Consider the following 20,957-nt stretch of genomic DNA (forward strand, 5'->3'; position numbering starts at 1 on the left):
AATATACTTCTAAACAGTCTACACAACATTCACACAATGTTTGTAGATTAGAACGGTAAATCGTCATCACTAATATCAATTGGTCCGTTTGCATTTGCAAATGGATTATCTGATTGATTATTATTCGATGTATTATTGTTGTTATTATTGTTATTTTGATATGACGATGTATTTTGTCCTGATTGTTGTCCGCCAAAGTTTTGGAAATTATTATTTCCTTCTTGACCATGACGTTGGTTTTGATTTTTTGGTTCAAGGAATTGAACGCTATCACAAACTACTTCAGTTACAAAAATACGACGTCCTTCTTGGTTTTCATAGCTACGTGATTGAATGCGACCGTCAACGCCAGCTAAACTACCCTTGAATAAGTAGTTATTAACATTATCTGCTTGTTTTCTAAAAACGACACAATTAATGAAGTCTGCTTCGCGTTCCCCTTGCGCATTTGTAAACGTACGGTTTACTGCTAGAGTAAAAGTCGCAACACTCACGCCTGAGGGTGTTGTTCTATATTCTGGATCTTTCGTTAAACGACCGACTAAAACAACTCTATTTATCATTTAAACGACCCCCATCTATTATTTTCTTGTCTTATCTTCGTCTTCACGAATTACGATATAACGGATTACATCGTCTGAAATTTTAGCTAAACGTTGGAATTCGTCAGTAGCTTCGTTATCAGAAGTTTGGATACGTACGATATTGTAGTAACCTTCACTGAAATCATTGATTTCATAAGCTAAACGGCGTTTGCCCCAATCCTTAGCTTCTAAAACTTCTGATCCTTGAGAAGCTAAAATTCCGTTGAAACGTTCAACGACAGCTTTTTTAGCATCTTCTTCAATGTTTGGACGAACGATGTACATAACTTCATATGTTCTCATTTTATAATTGCACCTCCTTGTGGTCTATGCGGCTCGTCATCATATGTGACAAGCAAGGAATAATTTTCATTACTCACAATCAAGAATTATAGCACAAGCCTTTACTTTTTACAATGGTTATCCATCTTTAACAGTTTGCTTAATTTACGTAAATGTTTCATATGAAACATCACCAAGAATTGATTATTGTAATCGCTATTTTTCATATATAGACGTTTTATTAATTGCTTTTATACAAAACTGACACCATCTCATATATTTAATATTATAAGTTACAATTCTTTATTTTAATAAAAAATAAATGTTATTTAAGCTATGGTTGAAAATCTATATTAATTCTATTAGCATAACCCCTATGTTCGTTTTTTATATTTTTTAAATACATAAACAAAGGAGTACGTTATGGTTTCGGCAATAAAAAAAGGATTTATTACAATGTGTGTATTATTTGCATCAACAATAACTATTAACTCTACTTATGCAGCTAGTAATACCTCAAGCCAAAAAGGAACAATGGGATATGGATACCAACAATATTTAAATAAGCATCCGGAAAAGAGTACTAATCACGAAACAACCACTCGTTCTAAAGACATTCAGCCAGAAGCTGGAACTTCACAAGAAGGCGAACGTATCTTAGATATTTCCGAATGGCAAGGTAACTTAACTGATCAAGAAGTAAAGGATTTAAAAGCAAATTACGATTTCATTATTATTAGAGCACAATACGGCTCAGAAAAAATAGACGAGTCCTTAGAACACAATTCTGATTTATTAGACAAACATGACTTAGACTTTGGTGTTTATTCATATAGTATGTATGAAAACCCTGATGACGCACGTTATGAGGCACAAACTTTATATAACCGAGCTCCCAAAGCAAGCTTTTATATAAATGATTTTGAACAAAACTCAGTTACTTCTGGCACTACCGAAGAAAGCACGAATGCTTGGTATGACGAAATGAAAGGTTTAGCCGGAAATAAAAAAGTATTGTTTTATTCATATGAAAATTTCATGCTAGAACACGCTAAACAATCTGTAGAAAATTATGATGGCTACTGGATGGCCAACTATAATCCTGGGCAACCTACCCGTGAACACGTTTTATGGCAGTATACAGATAGCTACGCTTCCCCTGAATTAAATCAAGAAGTCGATGCAAACTATACAGGACCAAATGTTAGTACAGATTGGTTCACCTCTTAACTTTATAAACATAGTAAAGGGAGTTGAGCTTAAGCCACTACCAATATAATGATTAAGGCTGGAACAATTTAAATTGTCCCAGCCTGTTTTATAATATTGAGATATTTATACCCCAGTATTCCAATATATTATTTTAAAGCTAAGTGCCTTACACGTTAAACCTAAAGTGTACAACATCGCCATCTTTCATAATGTATTCTTTACCTTCTAGGCGTTGTTTACCAGCATCTTTTGCGCCATTTTCTCCGTTAAATTCCACATAATCATCATAACTAGTAACCTCTGCTCGAATAAAGCCACGTTCGAAATCCGTGTGAATAATACCCGCACACTGGGGAGCAGTCATACCTTTAATAAATGTCCATGCACGTACTTCTTGTACACCTGCTGTAAAGTAAGTAGCAAGGCCAAGTAAATCATAAGTTGTACGAATCAAACGATCAAGACCAGGTTCTTCAATTCCTAAATCTTCTAAGAACATCTCTCTGTCTCCATCTTCAAGTACAGCAATTTCCTCTTCAATTTTAGCACTGATCACGATAACTTCAGAATCCTCTTTCGCTGCATATTCACGAATGGCTTTTACTTTTTCATTATCTTCATCGCCAATTTCGTCTTCGCCCACGTTAGCGATATATAACATTTCTTTAGATGTTAATAATTGAGCCTGATTCACATATTTTTGATCTTCTTCTGTAAATTCTAAGCTTCTTACAGGGTTCCCTTCTTCTAAAGCTTCTTTAATTCTTGATAAAATACGTGTTTCATTAACTGCATCTTTATCTTTTTGACGTGCCATTTTTTCTAATTTCGGTAAACGTTTGTCTACAGATTCTAAATCTGCTAATACGAGTTCCATATTAATAACTTCAATGTCATCAATCGGATCTACACGACCAGAAACATGTGTAACATTATCATCATCAAAAGCACGAACAACTTGGCAAATCGCATCTACTTCACGAATATGGGATAAGAATTTATTACCTAAACCTTCCCCTTTAGAAGCACCTTTAACAATACCTGCAATATCGGTAAATTCGAATGTAGTTGGGATTGTTTTTTTCGGTTCTACCATTTCTGTTAAAACGTCTAATCTACTATCAGGCACCTCAACGATGCCTACGTTAGGATCGATTGTTGCGAATGGATAGTTTGCTGCAAGTGCCCCTGCTTTTGTAATTGCATTAAAAAGTGTAGACTTTCCTACGTTTGGTAAGCCAACAATACCTGCTGTTAAAGCCATTATTCATTCTCCTTATCGGTAGTATCTTGTTGTGATACCACTATTTTTTTTAGTTTTTTATTAAAAGTTTGTCTAGGAATCATAATACTACGCTGACAGTTTTCACATTTTATTCGGATGTCTGCACCTACACGAATGATTTTAAAACGATTCGTACCACATGCATGTTGCTTTTTCATTTCTACAATATCATTCAAACCGTAATTGGATGTCATTCTGTAACACCTCCGACCGTCTTATGCATTATTTTGTTGGTTTGCTTCGTATTGTACCATCATTGGTTGCGGCATTTTAATTTCTTTAAGTTTGAATAGTTTCAATATTTCTTTTCTTAAAATACGTGCCCCTGTAAAGCCTTCTCCAGGTATCGTCTCTGCAGAAATACGCAATACGATTTCATTATTTGTGATGGAATTCACCCCAACTACCTCTGGTGTAGATATAAATAAATAATATTTCGAACGAATTGCCTCAAAAGAGTCATTTAATTCATCTTCTACTTTATCAATATCTTCCGTTATAGAAACTGGTATTTCTACGATTGCTTCGCCGTTTATCACAGAGTAGTTCGTAATTTCACCAACACTACCATTAGGCAATGTTGTCAGTTCACCAGAAATAGTATTAATGCGCATGGATCTTAATCCTATTGATTTAACAGTACCTTCTGCTACTGGAGCGCCACCATTACTAATTTTAACATAGTCTCCTACATCAAATTGATTCTCAAAAATAATAAAGAAACCTGTAATGATATCTTTAACTACAGTTTGTGCACCAAAACCAACGGCCAAGCCAACAACACCAGCACTTGCTATGATTCCTCCCACACTGATACCGAATTTACTTAAAATCGTAGTCAACACTATAAACCATACCACATATGAGACTACATTTTGCACTAATGATATTAAAGTTTTTGAACGTTTTTTATTACTATTCTTACCTTTATTTTGAATTTTAAAGAACTGTGCAATACCTTTGTTCACAAAATGTAAAATAATCCATGCAGCCACTACATAAACAATAATCATTATTAAATTAGAAAGTAATGATTGGTACGTTTCTGGTTGCAATAATGGTTCTATTATAGAATAGAGAATATTTTTCACTTGATTCAACTATACTTCCTCCTTAACACAATTTCGCTTCACTTTATTATAACCTTTTTAAAGGCGAAACAAATCCAACTTTCGCTCTAAATCCGAATCTTATAAATAATATCTATGCTGCTAATTAATCACATTAAATATTAACCTCATCTAGTTTATTAAAAATATAAACATTAGCAAAGCATTTAAGCATATTTATCACATTATTTTTAACATTTGTAGTTAAAAAATGGCAAAAGAAAAAGAACCATAATTAAAAATTATGATTCTTTAACACCCAATTAGCAATATTACTATAAACTTTCATAATAATTCAAGTATATTTTTAATTTTTATTTTTATAAAATAGCGAGAATTTGAATTATGTAATTTATAAAAATAACCAATTTTAATCAATCTTGTTTTTATGCCAATCATTTAGTAACTATGTTTATAAAATTATATATAATTACTTTTTATATAATTTATATATTTTAACATTTACGCATTATTTTTACACAGTTAGGGAATTTATTCCAAAAATTTATTCAATTATTATAATATTTATGTGTAGGAGGTGAACTCACTTTTAGTAAACTTTGTATATTAATGTGACTGACCACTTTATACAAGCTTTTAAACGAATTCATGTTACTTTAATTAAATAATACTTTTTTCGTCGTTGTTGGGTATTAAATAGCTAAGTTACATATTATTTACAAGCTAGTGGTTAAAGTTGAAATATTAATCCCGTAATACTTAGTTTATGTTCTACACTTTTAACAGTATTAAAACAATGAATCTTTATTTAAGAATCTTAACTAAAGATTATGATACTTTAACACCCAATTATTTATATGATGATAGTTTTTAACGTAAACTTTACTCTTCCGGATTCCTGATTCATAACTAGTAGTGTGCACATACTGTCCCTTACAACAGTATGTGCATTTTTTATGCTATTGTCACGCTTAACTTCATATTAAATAGCTACATTTTAAATATGAGCTTAATTTACTTCTATAACTTTTCAACGTTACACATAGAAATACACTTAATTAATCAATAAACGACATTTATCAATAAATTAAGTGCATTACTTTGAAAAAATAAGTCTTTGTCAGTCAGCAAACTTCTTCTCTAAATCGTTATATAGTTTGAAAATCATAATACGTTCTCCTGTTATAGAACTCAAGTCTGTATGAAAACTTTTAACTTCTTCACCAGAAATTGATAACACAATTTCATTAAGTTCTTCTATCCCTGATTCTACAAGTTTAGAACGCGTTCGTTTAATCGTTAATAAACCTTCATTCGTGCCACAAACTTTGTACTCTGCTTGCGTTAATACACCTTGTAAACTGACTATAATCATATCACGCAATATGTCTGTTTTAACTGAAAGAGAACCACGACCGAGGAAGTCCTTTTCCCACTGTGTAATTGCTTTACTGATTTCAGACTCATAGGTACCTTTGGTTTTTTTCATTAAATATACATCTCCTGTAGAACCAAAATTAGAAATTTATTTTAACAAAGATAACAGTACCATTTTTCAGCAATTTTCTCTATAGCTACACTGTTTTGCCTATGAATTAAGAGCTATATCAAATTGTTTAGTTAAATTCTATAAAGTGGGTTACCTAGCGCATAGCCACCCACTTTATAGGTTAGTTGTCCAATTATGCCATGTCCCTTGTTCATCCACACTAGCCAATCTTACCCAGCCATTAAGTAATTTTTGTTTAAAATTAGAATCATTATCCAATAATTTTTTAATAAATGACTGTGGTGCCTGTATAATAATTAACAATCTTATCGGCGAATGGTACATTTTGTTATCAGCTGCCATCACAGATTGCCACGGCAATCCCGTTAATAAGTCACTGGCGTTTCCTTGCATAACACCGATACCCGCCGTTACTGTCTGCGTTGCTTTACTACCACTGCCATAAAAATGAGGCGCTACTGTCGATGCATAGTACTGCAAATTAATCCATTGTGCAACAAGTGCTGGGCCAGCAATAATATTTGCTAATATACTGCCATCTTTGTCATTATGCCAATCATAATTATGCAAGAAAGCTCTACCTGCTAAATCACTATTTTTAGTTAATTCGCGTCGACCTATAATAAATGCTGCATTTTTCGCTAATCCCCATTCTGGTCTTATCTCGCTCCAATCATTTGTTATACGATGAACTTCATTGACTGGGTTCGGTTTAACTATATTATTATTCGGTAATTGCGCCAATCTTTTTTCATTTGCGGCATAACTTATTTGAGGCATTACCGCTTCGATTTTATCATAAGCTATTTGTGCTTCTTGAGATAATTCAGGTAAATATATCCACTTCAATTCATCTACAGAAGTTTGATGTTCTGCAGCTGCGAAAATAGTTTTTTCTGGGATTTCTATACCTTCCTGTAACAAACTTTCTCTAACCTCTGTCATATTACACAAATGAGCCAATACTTTAGCATTAAAACCACTGGCTGCCCCACCACATGCGCCACAATCTAATGAAGCTGCATAGGGATTATTAGCACTTTGGCTACCATGACCACACATCACAACTAATGGCGCAAAGTTTTTAGTTAAATCCATTAATTTCAATGCTTGTAATGTATAATTTACTTTTTCCGCTTTAGTGAAACCAATTGGTAGCCCATCTTCAAAATGTATATGTTGGTGGTTATGATGTTGGTTACGATCCAATGTCAAAGTAGTATCTTGTGGTTTTTGTAACCAATTACTATAAAACTTACGAATCATCGCACCCACACGTCTCGGCATAAAACTTCTTGTTAACATTTGTAGTGACAACCATGGGCCACTCAATTCCGGTAAGAGTAGACTTGGCAAAACGTTCTGTTTCATTTTTTTGAATGTATAAGTAACAGATTCTAATGCATGTTTACGTTGTTGAAACGCGTTGGGTTCACGTTCATGTGTATATTCTTGAATTTTATGTTGTGGTTGATTCATAACTGGTAATGAGGGATGATTGTATTTGCTACCTAACTCTGATTTCTCTATTGGCAAACCAAAGAAACCTGCAATACCAAGTGTTTCAAACGGGCCAGCCGCTTCAACTTGTCTTCTAAAAGGTTCCGATCTTACATCAATACAAAATGCCATTTGAACTTCTGTCTTTTGTGATGTCATTTGGTAAGGTTTCTTTGAAACAATCATGTCTTTTAATTGTTCGTTATATGTTTCTTCCCATGCCTCTAACCACAATTTTCGGCACAATTGATCATTAAATTCGTTCGCAAACTGCACGTGTTGTTCTTTTTCTTCTATACTTAATGCATGCCAAGTTTCTACCGTAAATCCACCCCACTGCAACCATGAAACAATATTTGTTTCCAAAGCACTTTCATCTTTAGCATCTGGAGGCGTAACGGGTAAATGAGGATCTACAATTGCCCATTCCATCGCAACGCGTATAGCAAGGTAAGTAAATAATAAATCATGAACTTTTTTATGATGATCATCTTGCCACATCATCATTCCAGCCCAACCTGGCAAGGATAATAAATGATTCTCTAAGTATGTTTGAACTTCTATGTCCTTAATACCTAAATTGTTTAATGACACTTTAAGCAATGATTCAGCATCGTTTGGCAATGATTGTAACCGCATGCGTTGTTGTTTAGTTAACGCTGGGTCATATGGTACTAATCTCTGCCAAGCATTAAAAAGGCCTTTATCTCTATTTGGCATCGTCCATCCAGACTGTGCGTCATCAATAAATAACTTACACCATTTGATTACGTGATAATCTAAAGTATCAATCAATTTTTCATTTTTATCATCGAAAACATATGTACTAATTAATGGGACTGATGTAAGTTGTTCAGACGCAGTATTATTTTCCTTCAGACTTTCCCTCAAATCCCTTACGAGTTCGTCTATGATTTCTTGTCCTTCTGAGTATGCATCCAATGACTGTAATTTTAATGCTTGATGACCATATTGAGTTGCGTGTGCTTTCGGGATAGATAACTTTGTCTCTTCTATCCATTGTTGAAAACGACGTTCTATATACTTATCGCTTATTTCGCCTTGTTGTCTTGCTTCTATAATAGTTGTTCTCGCTGGATAAATATCGACTTTGCGTTCTTGTTTTAACCAACTTGCTACCTCATCAAATGTTTTATCTTCTAATCCAGACCAGGGGCTTCTAGCAGCAAATACTGAAATGGGTGATAAAGGAACAATAACCTTGCTCGCATTTTCAACTGTTACGCGAATATCATCAAAATAGCTAGATTGCTCGATAGAATGTATATTGGATTCTCCCATTTTAGTGCCCTCCTTTGAATAAATATTTTTTCAAGTAATTAGGGTGACGTTCCACTGTTTCAATTTTTGCATCACCTAAATGTACAATCCACATATAAATAATTGAAAATGCAACTGATGAACGATGACGTGCTACCCACGTACTCATCAAACTACCGAATAACAATATTAAAGCAACAATTACGACTACGAACATAGGCGGCTGTGCACTATGAAATGCGATGGTATGCAAAGCGTCATTGAAGAAATGGTGCACGATATAATAGACTATGCCGACCACACCAAGTACTAATAACCCCATAATACGACCAAATTTCCCTTCACCAAAGGCTACTAACTGTGTCCAAGATACAGATAACGACCACGCTAAGATAAGACCACTCACTAAACGATAGCCTTGTTCGGGAGCTGATAGCCAAAATCCTAGCCCTATCATAATCGCTAGTCCACGCCCTGCTAGTATCCATAAGTAAGACATTCTTTCATTTGCACGACTTGGTACATTAAAATGACGAACAGCTGAACCAGAACGTAAAAAGAGCGTCGCTTTAAATAAACCATGTAATATTAGATGAATGATCGCTGGTATATATGCGCCTAACGCACATTGAATTAGCATAAAACCCATTTGTCCGATTGTTGAACCCACTAATAAACGCTTATAGTCCACATGTACTAAACTAATACCCGCACCTATAAGTACAGAGGCGCTCGCAAAGCATAATAAAACGATTGTTGCAATGTCACCGTTAAACAGCGGAGAAAAACGCGTTAGCATAATACCACCAGCATTCACAATGCCAGCGTGCATAATTGCAGATACAGGCGTTGGCGCTGCGACCGATTCAATCAACCATCTTTGGAATGGCCATTGTGCCGCTGGAATCATAACCGCCAATATTATTAACATATTAATGCCAAAACGTGTCCATGCATTGATTTGATCAAGGTTAGCATCGGTAAAAATACCTGTATAATGCCATTCTCCTGTTACAATTCCTAACCATATAACAGCTAACAATAATGCGAGCCAACTTAAGAAGAATAATTTCCCTGTAACAATAGCTGCTGCCCTTGTCACTCTCCAAGCACTCGTCAAACTAATAAGTAATGTTAGGCCAACTAATGTAAAACCCCAACTAACTACCATAATACGTAGGTCGCCTGTTAACCATGCAATAGATGCAAAACTTGTCGTTAAGGTAAATAGCGTAAAGTATTTTCTATAGCTTCTATCTCCGGCCAAATAGCGTACACAATAACGTTGAATGATTAAACCGATAATTAATACGAAAAATGCCATCAACCAAGATAAAATATCTGAATACCATAAGCCAATATTGATGTTTTTTGGTGCTAAAATTAAACCGATGAACGCTATCAATGGCGGCAGTGCTACTAAATATATATGTATCCGAACATACGCTAGTGATATGCGCTTATTTAAAAATATAACGCCGCTTATTACTGAAATGAATATCGCGACAAATAATAGAATGAGTAATAATGATAAATTAGGCGATGTAAGCATATCGCATCCTCCTCCGTTAGATATGATGACTGTAATCATAAAGTTAGCTTTCTCTAACACATCGTTGTAATACTCATTAAAAAAGCCGACAATATATAATAAACCTCCGTCGATTTATTATTATTGTCGGCTTCATTACAACGCACGCTAATACTTTATGCAGTGATTTGTTTTGCTACCTATATATGTATGTTGTTTTTAAATTTATAAATTAAGTTAAATTATTTTACATATGTCGTATGATTTTCACTTTCTACTTCAATTTGTTTACTTTTTCAATTTGTCAATATTTCTATTAACATCTTGCTAAAGCCCAAATAACCTAGTTCAAGCATACATCAACAACTATATTTATTTTTATTTAATATTACTAACATATACTTATAGTTCGTCATTGTCAAGAAACAGCATTTTCAAACTAATAAAAAATAATAATCCATTTGAAATTTTATAAATACATATTTAATATTTTTCAACTTAAATAATGATAAAATAATTACCAAACATGGAGGGATGGAAGTTGACGAAAAAAATTGATTACAACACTTATGGTTTTAGATTTAAAGGAGATTATCAATATAATGTTGCTGGTTTAAGTGCAATTGGTTTTGAACTCATACAAAGTTCAAGTTATCGATGGCATGGTTTGCACAGAGGTGAAAAAGATGTGTACATTTTTCAATATACAACTCGAGGTTATGGTGCAATTTCAATAGACGAAAAAAATTATCAACTTGCTAAAGATGATGCTTTTTTTGTTCGTGTACCAAGTAATCATTGTTACTATCTTCCCAATCATTCGAGTGAATGGGAATTTGTCTATTTTACAATTTATGGCGAAGAAGTTAGTAGATTATTTAATAGAATTGTATCTACGCATGGAAATATCCTAAAACTCCCTATTAATTCTGAACCCATCACACATATTATAGAAACATTGCAAAAAATAGACGCTGTGGGCATTAAACATGGGTACGAATCTTCGTCGTGTGCCTATACATTTATGATGAAATGTATAGAGTATCTCGAATATGGTTTGCAGAAATCTAATAATTACCCTCTTCCCACCATAAAAGCAATTAATTTTATAGAAAATCATTATCAACAAGACATTACATTAGACGATATAGTAGCAGTTACTGGGTTATCAAAATATCATTTTAGCCGCCAATTTCACAAAGTCGTGAATGATACGCCTATTAATTTTTTAACTAAAATTAGAATTAAAAATTCATTAATTTTATTAACTAAAAGTTCTCAAAGTATTGAATCTATTGCATATGAAGTAGGTTACGCTTCTAGTAATTATTTTAGTAAAGTTTTCAAGAAAATTGTTGGTATAACTCCTAATAACTATCGAAAAAATACTACGATTATGCCAGTTGATAAATTGTTCATCGATTAATAAAGAGCAATATATTACCCTTTTCAATATTATTTACGCTTGTTTGTCCTCAAAATAATGTCTAACCTATACATAAGCTATAGTGGTACCAGAAAATTTTCGCTTTATATTTTTAAAAATAGACCGTATTAATTATCATTCGGTTTTGAAATAAAACTAGGAGGCATGATTAATGGATAAAATTACATTTCTAGGTGCAGGAAGTACTGTATTTGCCAAAAATGTACTAGGCGATTGTATGACAGTTGAGGCATTACAACATTTTGAATTTGCTTTATATGACATAGATGAGCAACGATTACATGATTCAGAAATGATGTTAAACAACTTAAAGAAAAATTTACATTCGAATATTACTGTGAAAGCATACCATAATCGTAAGGACGCATTATCAGGAGCAAAATATATCATAAATGCAATACAAGTAGGCGGATATGATCCCGCTACAATTACTGATTTTGAAATACCCAAAAAATATAACTTAAGACAAACTATCGCTGATACATTAGGTATTGGAGGTATTTTCCGTAATTTAAGAACAATACCAGTAATGCAAGCATTTGCCGATGATATAAAAGAAGTATGTCCAGATGCTTGGTTTTTAAATTATACAAATCCGATGGCAGTTTTAACTAATATAATGCTAAAAGAAGGTATTAAAACGGTTGGACTTTGCCATAGTGTCCAAGTATGTACGAATGACTTATTGGATTCATTAGATTTGCCAAAAGATAATATACAATCTAAGATTGCTGGAATTAATCACATGGCTTGGTTACTTGAAATCAAACAAAATGGCACAGACTTATATCCAGAAATCAAAAAGCGTGCCAAAGCAAAACAAAAATCAAAACATGACGATATGGTTCGTTTTGAAATTTTAGATAAATTTGGATTTTATGTTACAGAGTCATCTGAACATAACGCAGAATATCATCCTTACTTTATTAAAAATCTGTACCCAGAATTAATTGGCGATTACAATATTCCGTTAGATGAATACCCTCGTCGTTGCATAAATCAAATAGAAGAATGGTCACAAATGCGAGATGATATAGTCAACGATCAAAACCTGACTCATCGACGTTCTAACGAATATGGTTCTTATATTATTGAAGCAATGGAAACAAATAAACCATTTAAAATTGGCGGCAATGTATTAAATACTGGAGGTTTAATAAGCAATCTACCTGAAAATGCAGTTGTCGAAGTTCCATGTTTAGTTGATGCAAGTGGTATAGCCCCCACTTATATAGGTGCCTTACCTGAGCAACTCGCAGCTCTAAATAGAACAAATATAAACACTCAATTATTAACAATAGAAGCTGCATTAACTAATGATAAATCAAAAGTTTATCAAGCTGCTATGTTAGATCCACATACAGCCTCTGAACTATCTATCAACGATATTATCTCACTCTGTGATGATTTATTTGAAGCTCATGGTGATTGGCTTCCACCTTATAAATAAAATCTTACACCAGACCTGTGATTACTTAATCAGATGAGCAGTGTCTGGTTTTTTACAAAAGTTTTCACTATTAAAATTGAAAAGTTATATATATCTAAAAACTTAAGAACTTTGTTTATATAACTACTTAAGTTTTCTTATGAGGTGATTTATTTGGAGCGACAAATAACGCGTAAAGAAAAATATTCATTTGGCATTGGTGCTTTTGGTAAAGATTTAGTTGTTAACCTAATTGGTATATATCTTATGTACTATTTAACAGACATTTTAGGTATTACAGCTGGTTTTGTAGGAACATTATATTTTGTAGCTCGAATCTGGGATGCTATCAATGATCCTATTATGGGTATGATTGTAGATAAAACAAAAACAAAGTGGGGAAAATTCAGACCATGGTTAGTTATTGGCACTATTATCAATTCTATTGTAACCATTATACTATTTACAAATTTTGATTTGTCAGGCACCAGTCTATATGTATTTGTCACAATAATGTATATCCTTTGGGGCATGACGTACACTATGATGGATGTTCCTTATTGGTCATGGTTACCAAATTTAACGAATAATCCAACCGAACGTGAAGAGGTGTCAGTGATTCCAAGGATTTTTGCAAGCCTAGCTAATTTAATTCTGGGTGCTATCGGTTTAAGTATTGTACTATTCTTGGATAATTTATTTGGAAATGGTGATCAATCCATTGGCTTTTTAATACTCACAATCATTATAATTATCTTCTTTATTACAACAATGGGAATCACTGTTCGCAATGTTAAAGAAGCCCCTACAAATATTGACACAGGTATTACATTACGTTTCAAAGACATATGGAGAATATTATTTACCAACAAAGAACTTTTGAATTATATCGGTATCCTAATCACCTTTTTCTTATGTACACAAATCATTGGAAATGTTCTTATTTATTATTTTAGCTATGTAGCTGAATCCAAGTTTTTATTTGCACTCTATAACGGTATGGGATTTGTAGAAATTCTTGCTTTAATTATGTTCCCAAGAGTTGCAAAATGGATTACACGAGAACGTATATTTCCTATTGCAACCTGTAGTGTAATAGTCGGACTATTGATTTTGCTAGCTGCAAGTTACATTTCACCACAAGGCATATTGCCTGTTGTAGTAGGTACTACCTTTATCAAAATTGGCACTGGCTTCATTATGGGAATAATCACCGTTTCAATCGCAGACGTAATTGATTATAGTGAAATGAAGTTCGGACAAAGAAATGAAAGTGTTATCACATCTACTCAGACCTTCTTAATGAAAACGGCTATGGCCATTTCCGGTTTAATTACTGGTTGGAGTTTAACACTTTTAGGTTATCAACCGGGAGTTCAACAAAACGAATTCACAAAAAATGGATTGCGTTTCATTATGGTTATACTCCCAATAATTTGTATAACAGCTAGTTTTATTATTTATAAATGGAGTTATAAATTAAAAGGTGCATATATAAAAGATGTGGTTAATGTATTAAATCTAAGAAAAAGTAAAAAAGAATAATCTGGTTATCCACTGTGAAATTGATAAACCAAAATGACTGGTCTATAGAACCTTAGTCGCTAATATTTAAAAATACACCCCCTTACTATCTCAAATAGCGAGGGGGTTGGTGTTATTTAAGTATACTATTTAAGTGAAATTAAAAAATCTAAGATCTTTTCCAATAAGTCTGATGCAGTATCTGTATCTGGCATGAAAATCACTCCCAACTATTGTAACGTTATGTTAGCGTTTACTTAAACGCTTATTAGTTAGTATAATAGTAAATTTTAACTTATACAAATTTTTTATATAAAAATTACTTAAGTTTTATTATTATATAAGTAATTACACATATTATATCATTATCATTTTTTGCAATATATAAATTATATTTATAATAATAGCCACCTATTTCAGAACTTTGTCTAAAACAAGTGGCTACTATAATATACTTTAAAATTATTTTAAAGCACGTTAGATATTAATTAAATTCAAGTTAATTACATTGTGCTTGTATCGATAACAAAGCGATATTTAACATCAGATGCTAAAACTCTTTCATAAGCTTCATCTATTTGATCAGCTGAAATCATTTCAATTTGAGGTTTGATATTGTGTTCAGCACAGAAGTCTAACATCTCTTGTGTTTCACGTATACCTCCTATAGCTGATCCAGCAAATGATCTACGGTGGCCAATTAAATTTGCAACTCTTAATGAGATTGGTTCCGCTGGCGCCCCAACGTTAACAATTGTACCGTCTAATGTCAGCAATTTAAGATAATCATCTAATTGCAAGTTTGCACTTACTGTATTGATAATTAAGTCAAAAGTTTTTGGTAGTTGCTCAAATGTAGATTCATCACTTGTTGCATAGTAATGTGTTGCACCTAATTTCAAACCATCTTCTTTTTTATTTAACGTTTGTGATAATACAGTAACTTCTGCGCCCATGGCGTTTGCAATTTGAACAGCCATGTGTCCTAAACCGCCCATACCGATGATTGCTACTTTTTTACCTTCACTTGCTTTCCAATGATTTAAAGGTGAATAAGTAGTAATACCCGCACAAAGTAATGGAGCTGCAGCATCTAAACCGATATTATCAGGAATACGTAATACAAAATCTTCATGTACTACAATATGTGTTGAATAACCGCCTTGTGTCGGTTCACCATATCTATCCGTACCTGCGTATGTGCCAACCATTCCTTTTAAACAATATTGTTCTTCGCCGTTTTGACAATTTTCGCATTCGCCACAAGAATCAACCATGCAACCAACACCGACACGATCATCTACTTCATACTTACTCACTTCTGACCCAACTTCTTTAACAATACCTGCAATTTCATGACCTGGCACTAGTGGATAGTGAACTGGCCCCCACTCACCATGTGCAGTATGAATATCGGAATGACATATACCTGCATATTTAATCTCAATTAATACATCATGTGTATCAAGATCACGTCTTTTAATTTCTGTTGCATGAAAATTAGAATCCGGCCCGTTAACCGCTCTAGCTTTAGCATTAACCATAAAATAATTCCTCCAGTACTTATCCTATTTGAAGACTTTTCAACTTCTTCGCTTAACATCATAGCGTTTAGAGTTAACTCTAGTCTAAAAAACAGCCTATATATTGAGAAGTAATTATTCATGGTTTATAACTAAGAAATCCAACTTATTTATATATGAACTGAAATCAGTTCCAAAAAGCATTGCAAAATAATTAAAATTTATTTCTAAACATCTATATCAAAACATATTAAAAAGAGTAGAAAGAAAATCATATTGCTCAAATATGACTTCCTTCCTACTCTCTTATAATTAAATAATTAATTCGCACTTAATAAAGAACGAAAATAATCGCATTTTATATTCATAATTTTAAATATATCTATTTTCACATTATCTTTTTACTTTTTTAAAGCCTTTTATAATTAGTGGATAGAACAATGCTAAAATTGTCATTAATAATAATACAATACTTATCGGTGACCCTATAAATATATCTAATATATTATTATTACTTACTATTAAACTTTTACGAAAGTTTTGTTCCATATCTGACCCAATTATAGCAGCTAAAATTAAAGGCGCGATTGGGAAATCTAATAACTTCATTACTAAACCGATAACACCGAAGATTATTAAAATATAAAAATCAGTTACACTGTACCCTAATGTATATGTACCTATAAATGCAAGCACTAAAATAATTGGATATAAAACTTTAGGTGGTGTACGTAAAATTTTTAATAGTAAGCCGATTAAAGCAATGTTTAATATAACTAAAAAAATATTACCGATAAACATACTGTTAACAAGGGTCCATATTGTTTCAGGTTCATTTGCAAATAATAATGGACCTGGCTGTAAGCCTAACATCACCACAGCTCCTAATATAACAGCTGTGGTTCCAGACCCTGGGACCCCCATTGTTAATAAGGGAATCAAAGCACCGACTGATGCGGCGTTATTAGAAGATTCAGGTGCAGCCACACCTTCTATTTCTCCCTTCCCGAAATTTTTACCGTTTTTAGATATTTGCTTTTCTGTCGAATAACTTAACATTGCCGCAATAGAACCACCTGCTCCAGGTAGAACACCAATTAAGAAACCAATTGGGCTTTGACGAAACATCGCTCCACGTGTTTTTTTCCAATCTTCTCTAGATAATTTCATTGATCCTACGTCGGTATTTGGTGGTTTTAAGGCATGTAGGTTCAAGTAGTTGTACAACACCTCTGCTACTGCATATACCCCTATTATAACCACTAAGAAATCTATACCTTCACTTAAATGTGGAACATCAAACGTAAAACGATAAATGCTTGTCTGCAAGTCCACGCCTACAGTACTAATAATTAGTCCAATACTTGTTGCAATAAATCCTTTGACCATCTTCCCCGATGACAACGTAACAATAGCTGAAAGTGTAAATAAAAATAATAAAAAATATTCTTGCGGACCAAATTTTAAAGCAAAATCAGACAATGGTTTTGCTAGAACTATAAAACCAATAACTGCGATAATGCCACCAATTAATGAAGCTATAGCTGATATTGTAAGTGCTTTACCCGCTTCACCTTTTTTTGTCATTGGATAACCATCAAATGTAGCTGCAATAGCTGACCCATCACCTGGTGTGTTTAATAATATAGAGCTTCTAGAACCTCCGTACATAGCGCCATAATAGATTGAGATCATCAAGATTAATGCACTTACAGGTTCCATACCAAAAGTAACTGGTATAAGTACTGCTACTGCAGTAGCGGGCCCTAATCCAGGCAACATTCCTACAACTGTACCTAGAAAGCCACCGATGAGCACCCATAAAAGATTCATCGGATGAAATGCTGTCGTTAATCCTTCCAAAAAACTACCAGTATCAATCCCCATTCAAATAACCCTCCTTAAGGTAAACTAACATCCAGTAATTGTGAAAAGGTATACCATGCAATACCAGAAAAAATTACTGTTACTAAAATATTTTGTAACCATCTTTTATAGCCATTAATTAAGAACATAATACATCCTAAAAATAGAATGGTTGAAATTAAAAATCCAAAACGTTCGAAAATAAAGGCATATATTATCGCTAAAATGATAGTCACTACAATGCGTATAAATGTACGTTTTTCAAGTAATTGTGAAAAAGCAGTAAATTTTTGGTGACGCTTTTTGAATTCTTGAAAAAAGTAAATAATACTCATTACAACAAGTAATAAACCGATTAGTAACGGAAAATACATAGGGCTGTTAGGATCGCCAATATTTGATTTTGGTATATTTATAGTTAACACTATATAAATCACACCAAATAATATTAATACTAATGGAAAAACAAGTCGTGACATTTATACTCCCCCTTATTTTAGACCTGAGTCATTTACTAGTTTATTATATTTCTTACGTTGTGCTTTCAAGAATTTTTCACTTTCTTCACTACCTTTATAGAAGTTTTCCCAATCATTGTTTTTTCTTATTTCTTGCCATCTTTTTGACTTAACAACTTTTTCCATTGTAGTATCCCAATACTCTCGTTGCTCGGGCGTCATATCTTTAGGGCCCATGACACCACGCCAGTGTGGAAACACTACATTAATGCCTTGATCTTCCCAAGTAGGTACATCTTCAATACCTTCAATTGGTTTATCAGAAGTTACAGCTAGCATTTTTAATTTACCAGTCTGATGCTGTTCTTTAACTTCCGAAACAGCTGTTGAAGCTACATCTACATGTCCCCCTAACAAAGCAGTTTGTAAATCTCCCCCACTTTTATAAACAAGAAAATCAATATTTTCTACATCAACGCCATATTCTTTTGCCGCTTGAACAAATGCTAAATGATCATTATTACCTAAACCTGGTGCAACCCCAATTGTTAAAGATTTAGGATCTTTCTTCAATTTTTCCATAACTTCTTTACCAGAATTTAAATTCGACTTATTAGATGCTGTTAGACTAATCCATTCTGTTGCTAAAATAGCAATAGGTGTAAAATCATCAGTATTTAAGTCACTTAATCCTAATTCATTATTAGACAATAATAAACTTGAATTAATAGAAATAGTGTTAGGTGAACGTGATTTTAAATATTGCCAACCTACTTCGCCACCACCTCCAGGTTTATTAATAACATTAACGTTTTGTTTAGTTAAATTTTCCTCAAGTATGATTTTTTGTATAGCACGCGCTGTGGTATCCCAGCCTCCACCTGGAGAAGCTGGAGCAACAATTTCTACTGTTTCATCTGGAAATTGCTTTTTCGATGCACTTGATTCATTGTTTTTGCCACATGATGCAAGCACAATTGAAAAAACAATGATTAAAGCCAACCATTTTTTCATAATACCCCTCCTATTGTAAACGGTTACAAACTAGCTTTTATATTATCAGAAAATTCTGATTAAGTGAATGTTTTCCGTTGTTTTTATTAAAATATTATATTATTTATTCTTAAAATATTACCAACTAAATCAAAAAACACGCTAAGTTTATAAACTTGGCGTGTTTTTCACTCTAACAAAAAGACGTGTTTCAATTGAGACATGTGTTTTTTAGATACAATTAAATTCTTTAGATAAAATTACTATTCAAGTGACGAAATTGTAAGGAAAAATTAATTTTCAGCACCCAGTTCTACTTGTATAATGTGCGTTATATTAAAAGAAACGAGGGATAAAATGAACGTACAAAAAGGGACAGCTTCACTATCAAGAATTAATCTCATTGATGTTATACGTGGAATAGCAATCATAGGAATTCTATTAATCAATATTCACTTCTTTGAGCCCTCTGATATCAAAAGTATAAAAATTAACACTTTTGATAGTAAAATGGTTAATTATATAGAATTATTCAGCCTAAATAAATTTCATTTTATATTTGCTTTTTTATTTGGTGTTAGCACTTCTATTTTTATAAACAATTTACAAAAAAAGCAGTTAACTATTTGGGTTCATATCCGTCGAATGATCCTACTCTTTATTGCTGGCGCACTCAGTTCCTTTTTATGGGACGGTGATATTCTTAAAATATATGCTGTTATGGGAATAGTTTTACTGTTATTTCAAAAGTTATCTAATATAATAAAGCTAAATAGCGGTATTTTATTAATTGTATTCGGTAACTTATTACCTATATTAATTAAGCTTATGGAAATAAGAGGAATTCATATTCCTCATTTAGTTAATTCTTTTATTTTATTGATGGTTATGCTTTCAACATTAGGACATATGTTATTAGGACAAGCACTTTATCACTTAGGGATTTTTACGAATAGAGATTTATTGCCTAAGTTAAAAATATACTGGCTAGTATTTTTATTAATAACAATGATTTTATGGACTATTTCACTATTTATCCAAAATCAAGGCATGTTGCACACATTTAACCAAAACAGTGGTCCTATTGTTGGCATGTTTTATATCTTATCAATTGTATTAATGTATCAATTTCGATCATTTCAAAAATTATTATCCTTGTTTATCCCTTATGGTAAGATGGCATTTACAAATTATTTAGGTCAAACCATAATAGGTGTTGTTATTTTAACACCTATATTTTCAAACTATACAGTTCATGTTTACGGTATGCTTTTATTATATACATCCGTTATTGTGTTTCAAATTATATTTTCATTTATATGGATGCATTACTTTTTATTTGGTCCTTTAGAGTGGTTGTGGCGTTGCGGCACATATTTAAAAATTCAGCCAATTAAAAGATCTAAAAAATAAGCTCTTCTTAAAGGAAAATATACTAAAAGAGACTCATCTTTGATAAAGT

Annotated in this window: 17 protein-coding genes; 5 read left to right on the forward strand and 12 right to left on the reverse strand. The window is 32.8% G+C overall.

Translation table 11 applies throughout. The annotated features are described in order from the left end of the window. Positions 1-47: 47 nt before the first annotated feature. Both ssb and rpsF read right to left on the reverse strand, forming a co-directional pair. Complete coding sequence (gene ssb, locus J5E45_RS04580) at positions 48-563, reverse strand: single-stranded DNA-binding protein (RefSeq protein WP_039069219.1); 516 nt, start codon at positions 561-563, stop codon at positions 48-50. Between the two features lie 18 nt (positions 564-581). After that, a complete protein-coding gene (rpsF, locus tag J5E45_RS04585) occupies positions 582-887 on the reverse strand; it encodes a 30S ribosomal protein S6 (protein WP_017723387.1) in 306 nt (101 codons plus the stop codon). Between the two features lie 402 nt (positions 888-1,289). Between rpsF and J5E45_RS04590 the strand changes: the two genes are divergently transcribed. Further along, entirely contained in the window at positions 1,290-2,096 is an 807-nt protein-coding gene (locus J5E45_RS04590) for a GH25 family lysozyme (protein ID WP_039069217.1), read from the forward strand. Positions 2,097-2,244: 148 nt separating this feature from the next. Here J5E45_RS04590 and ychF read toward each other — a convergent pair whose 3' ends face one another. From ychF to J5E45_RS04620, 6 genes are all read right to left on the reverse strand, one after another. After that, a complete protein-coding gene (ychF, locus tag J5E45_RS04595) occupies positions 2,245-3,342 on the reverse strand; it encodes a redox-regulated ATPase YchF (protein WP_208181679.1) in 1,098 nt (365 codons plus the stop codon). Further along, positions 3,342-3,557, reverse strand: coding sequence for a DUF951 domain-containing protein (locus J5E45_RS04600; RefSeq protein WP_017723390.1), 216 nt, complete (start codon positions 3,555-3,557; stop codon positions 3,342-3,344). The genes ychF and J5E45_RS04600 overlap by 1 nt, the downstream gene beginning before the upstream one ends. 21 nt (positions 3,558-3,578) lie before the next feature. Next, positions 3,579-4,463: a mechanosensitive ion channel family protein gene (locus J5E45_RS04605; RefSeq protein ID WP_039069215.1), complete on the reverse strand. Its 885-nt coding sequence runs from the start codon at positions 4,461-4,463 to the stop codon at positions 3,579-3,581. 1,090 nt (positions 4,464-5,553) lie between these two features. Further along, entirely contained in the window at positions 5,554-5,922 is a 369-nt protein-coding gene (locus J5E45_RS04610; protein ID WP_039069214.1) for a Na-translocating system protein MpsC family protein, read from the reverse strand. 174 nt (positions 5,923-6,096) lie between these two features. Continuing rightward, on the reverse strand, positions 6,097-8,745 hold the full coding sequence (locus J5E45_RS04615; RefSeq protein ID WP_208181681.1) for a DUF2309 domain-containing protein: 2,649 nt from the start codon (positions 8,743-8,745) through the stop codon (positions 6,097-6,099). A 1-nt stretch (position 8,746) separates the two neighbouring features. After that, complete coding sequence (locus J5E45_RS04620; protein WP_069792970.1) at positions 8,747-10,276, reverse strand: NADH dehydrogenase subunit 5; 1,530 nt, start codon at positions 10,274-10,276, stop codon at positions 8,747-8,749. Positions 10,277-10,796: 520 nt separating this feature from the next. On the opposite strand from J5E45_RS04620, the gene J5E45_RS04625 reads away from it, so the two are divergent. From J5E45_RS04625 to melB, 3 genes are all read left to right on the forward strand, one after another. Next, positions 10,797-11,681 (forward strand): AraC family transcriptional regulator, encoded by an 885-nt coding sequence (locus J5E45_RS04625; RefSeq protein ID WP_237282793.1) that lies wholly within the window; start codon positions 10,797-10,799, stop codon positions 11,679-11,681. A 172-nt stretch (positions 11,682-11,853) separates the two neighbouring features. Continuing rightward, positions 11,854-13,152, forward strand: coding sequence for an alpha-glucosidase/alpha-galactosidase (melA, locus tag J5E45_RS04630; RefSeq protein WP_069792972.1), 1,299 nt, complete (start codon positions 11,854-11,856; stop codon positions 13,150-13,152). Positions 13,153-13,305: 153 nt separating this feature from the next. Next, positions 13,306-14,676, forward strand: a complete 1,371-nt coding sequence (gene melB, locus J5E45_RS04635; protein WP_039069441.1) for a melibiose:sodium transporter MelB — start codon at positions 13,306-13,308, stop codon at positions 14,674-14,676. 482 nt (positions 14,677-15,158) lie between these two features. On the opposite strand, the gene J5E45_RS04640 is transcribed toward melB, so the two are convergent. The 4 genes from J5E45_RS04640 to J5E45_RS04655 all read right to left on the reverse strand — a co-directional run bounded on the left by J5E45_RS04640 (position 15,159) and on the right by J5E45_RS04655 (position 19,516). Then, a complete protein-coding gene (locus tag J5E45_RS04640; RefSeq protein WP_107549982.1) occupies positions 15,159-16,199 on the reverse strand; it encodes an NAD(P)-dependent alcohol dehydrogenase in 1,041 nt (346 codons plus the stop codon). Positions 16,200-16,571: 372 nt separating this feature from the next. Further along, positions 16,572-18,065, reverse strand: coding sequence for a tripartite tricarboxylate transporter permease (locus J5E45_RS04645; RefSeq protein WP_039069443.1), 1,494 nt, complete (start codon positions 18,063-18,065; stop codon positions 16,572-16,574). 14 nt (positions 18,066-18,079) lie between these two features. Next, the gene (locus J5E45_RS04650) at positions 18,080-18,523 is read right to left on the reverse strand and encodes a tripartite tricarboxylate transporter TctB family protein (protein ID WP_039069444.1); all 444 of its coding nucleotides are present in this window, start codon (positions 18,521-18,523) and stop codon (positions 18,080-18,082) included. A 12-nt stretch (positions 18,524-18,535) separates the two neighbouring features. Continuing rightward, on the reverse strand, positions 18,536-19,516 hold the full coding sequence (locus J5E45_RS04655; RefSeq protein WP_107550155.1) for a tripartite tricarboxylate transporter substrate binding protein: 981 nt from the start codon (positions 19,514-19,516) through the stop codon (positions 18,536-18,538). A 336-nt stretch (positions 19,517-19,852) separates the two neighbouring features. Here J5E45_RS04655 and J5E45_RS04660 point away from each other — a divergent pair, with 336 nt between their 5' ends. Beyond that, positions 19,853-20,908 carry a DUF418 domain-containing protein gene (locus J5E45_RS04660; RefSeq protein WP_052253468.1) on the forward strand — a complete coding sequence of 352 codons (1,056 nt, stop codon included), beginning with the start codon at positions 19,853-19,855 and terminating at the stop codon, positions 20,906-20,908. Positions 20,909-20,957 lie beyond the last annotated feature (49 nt).

This window comes from Staphylococcus shinii (genome assembly GCF_017583065.1).
Taxonomy (GTDB): Bacteria; Bacillota; Bacilli; order Staphylococcales; family Staphylococcaceae; genus Staphylococcus; species Staphylococcus shinii.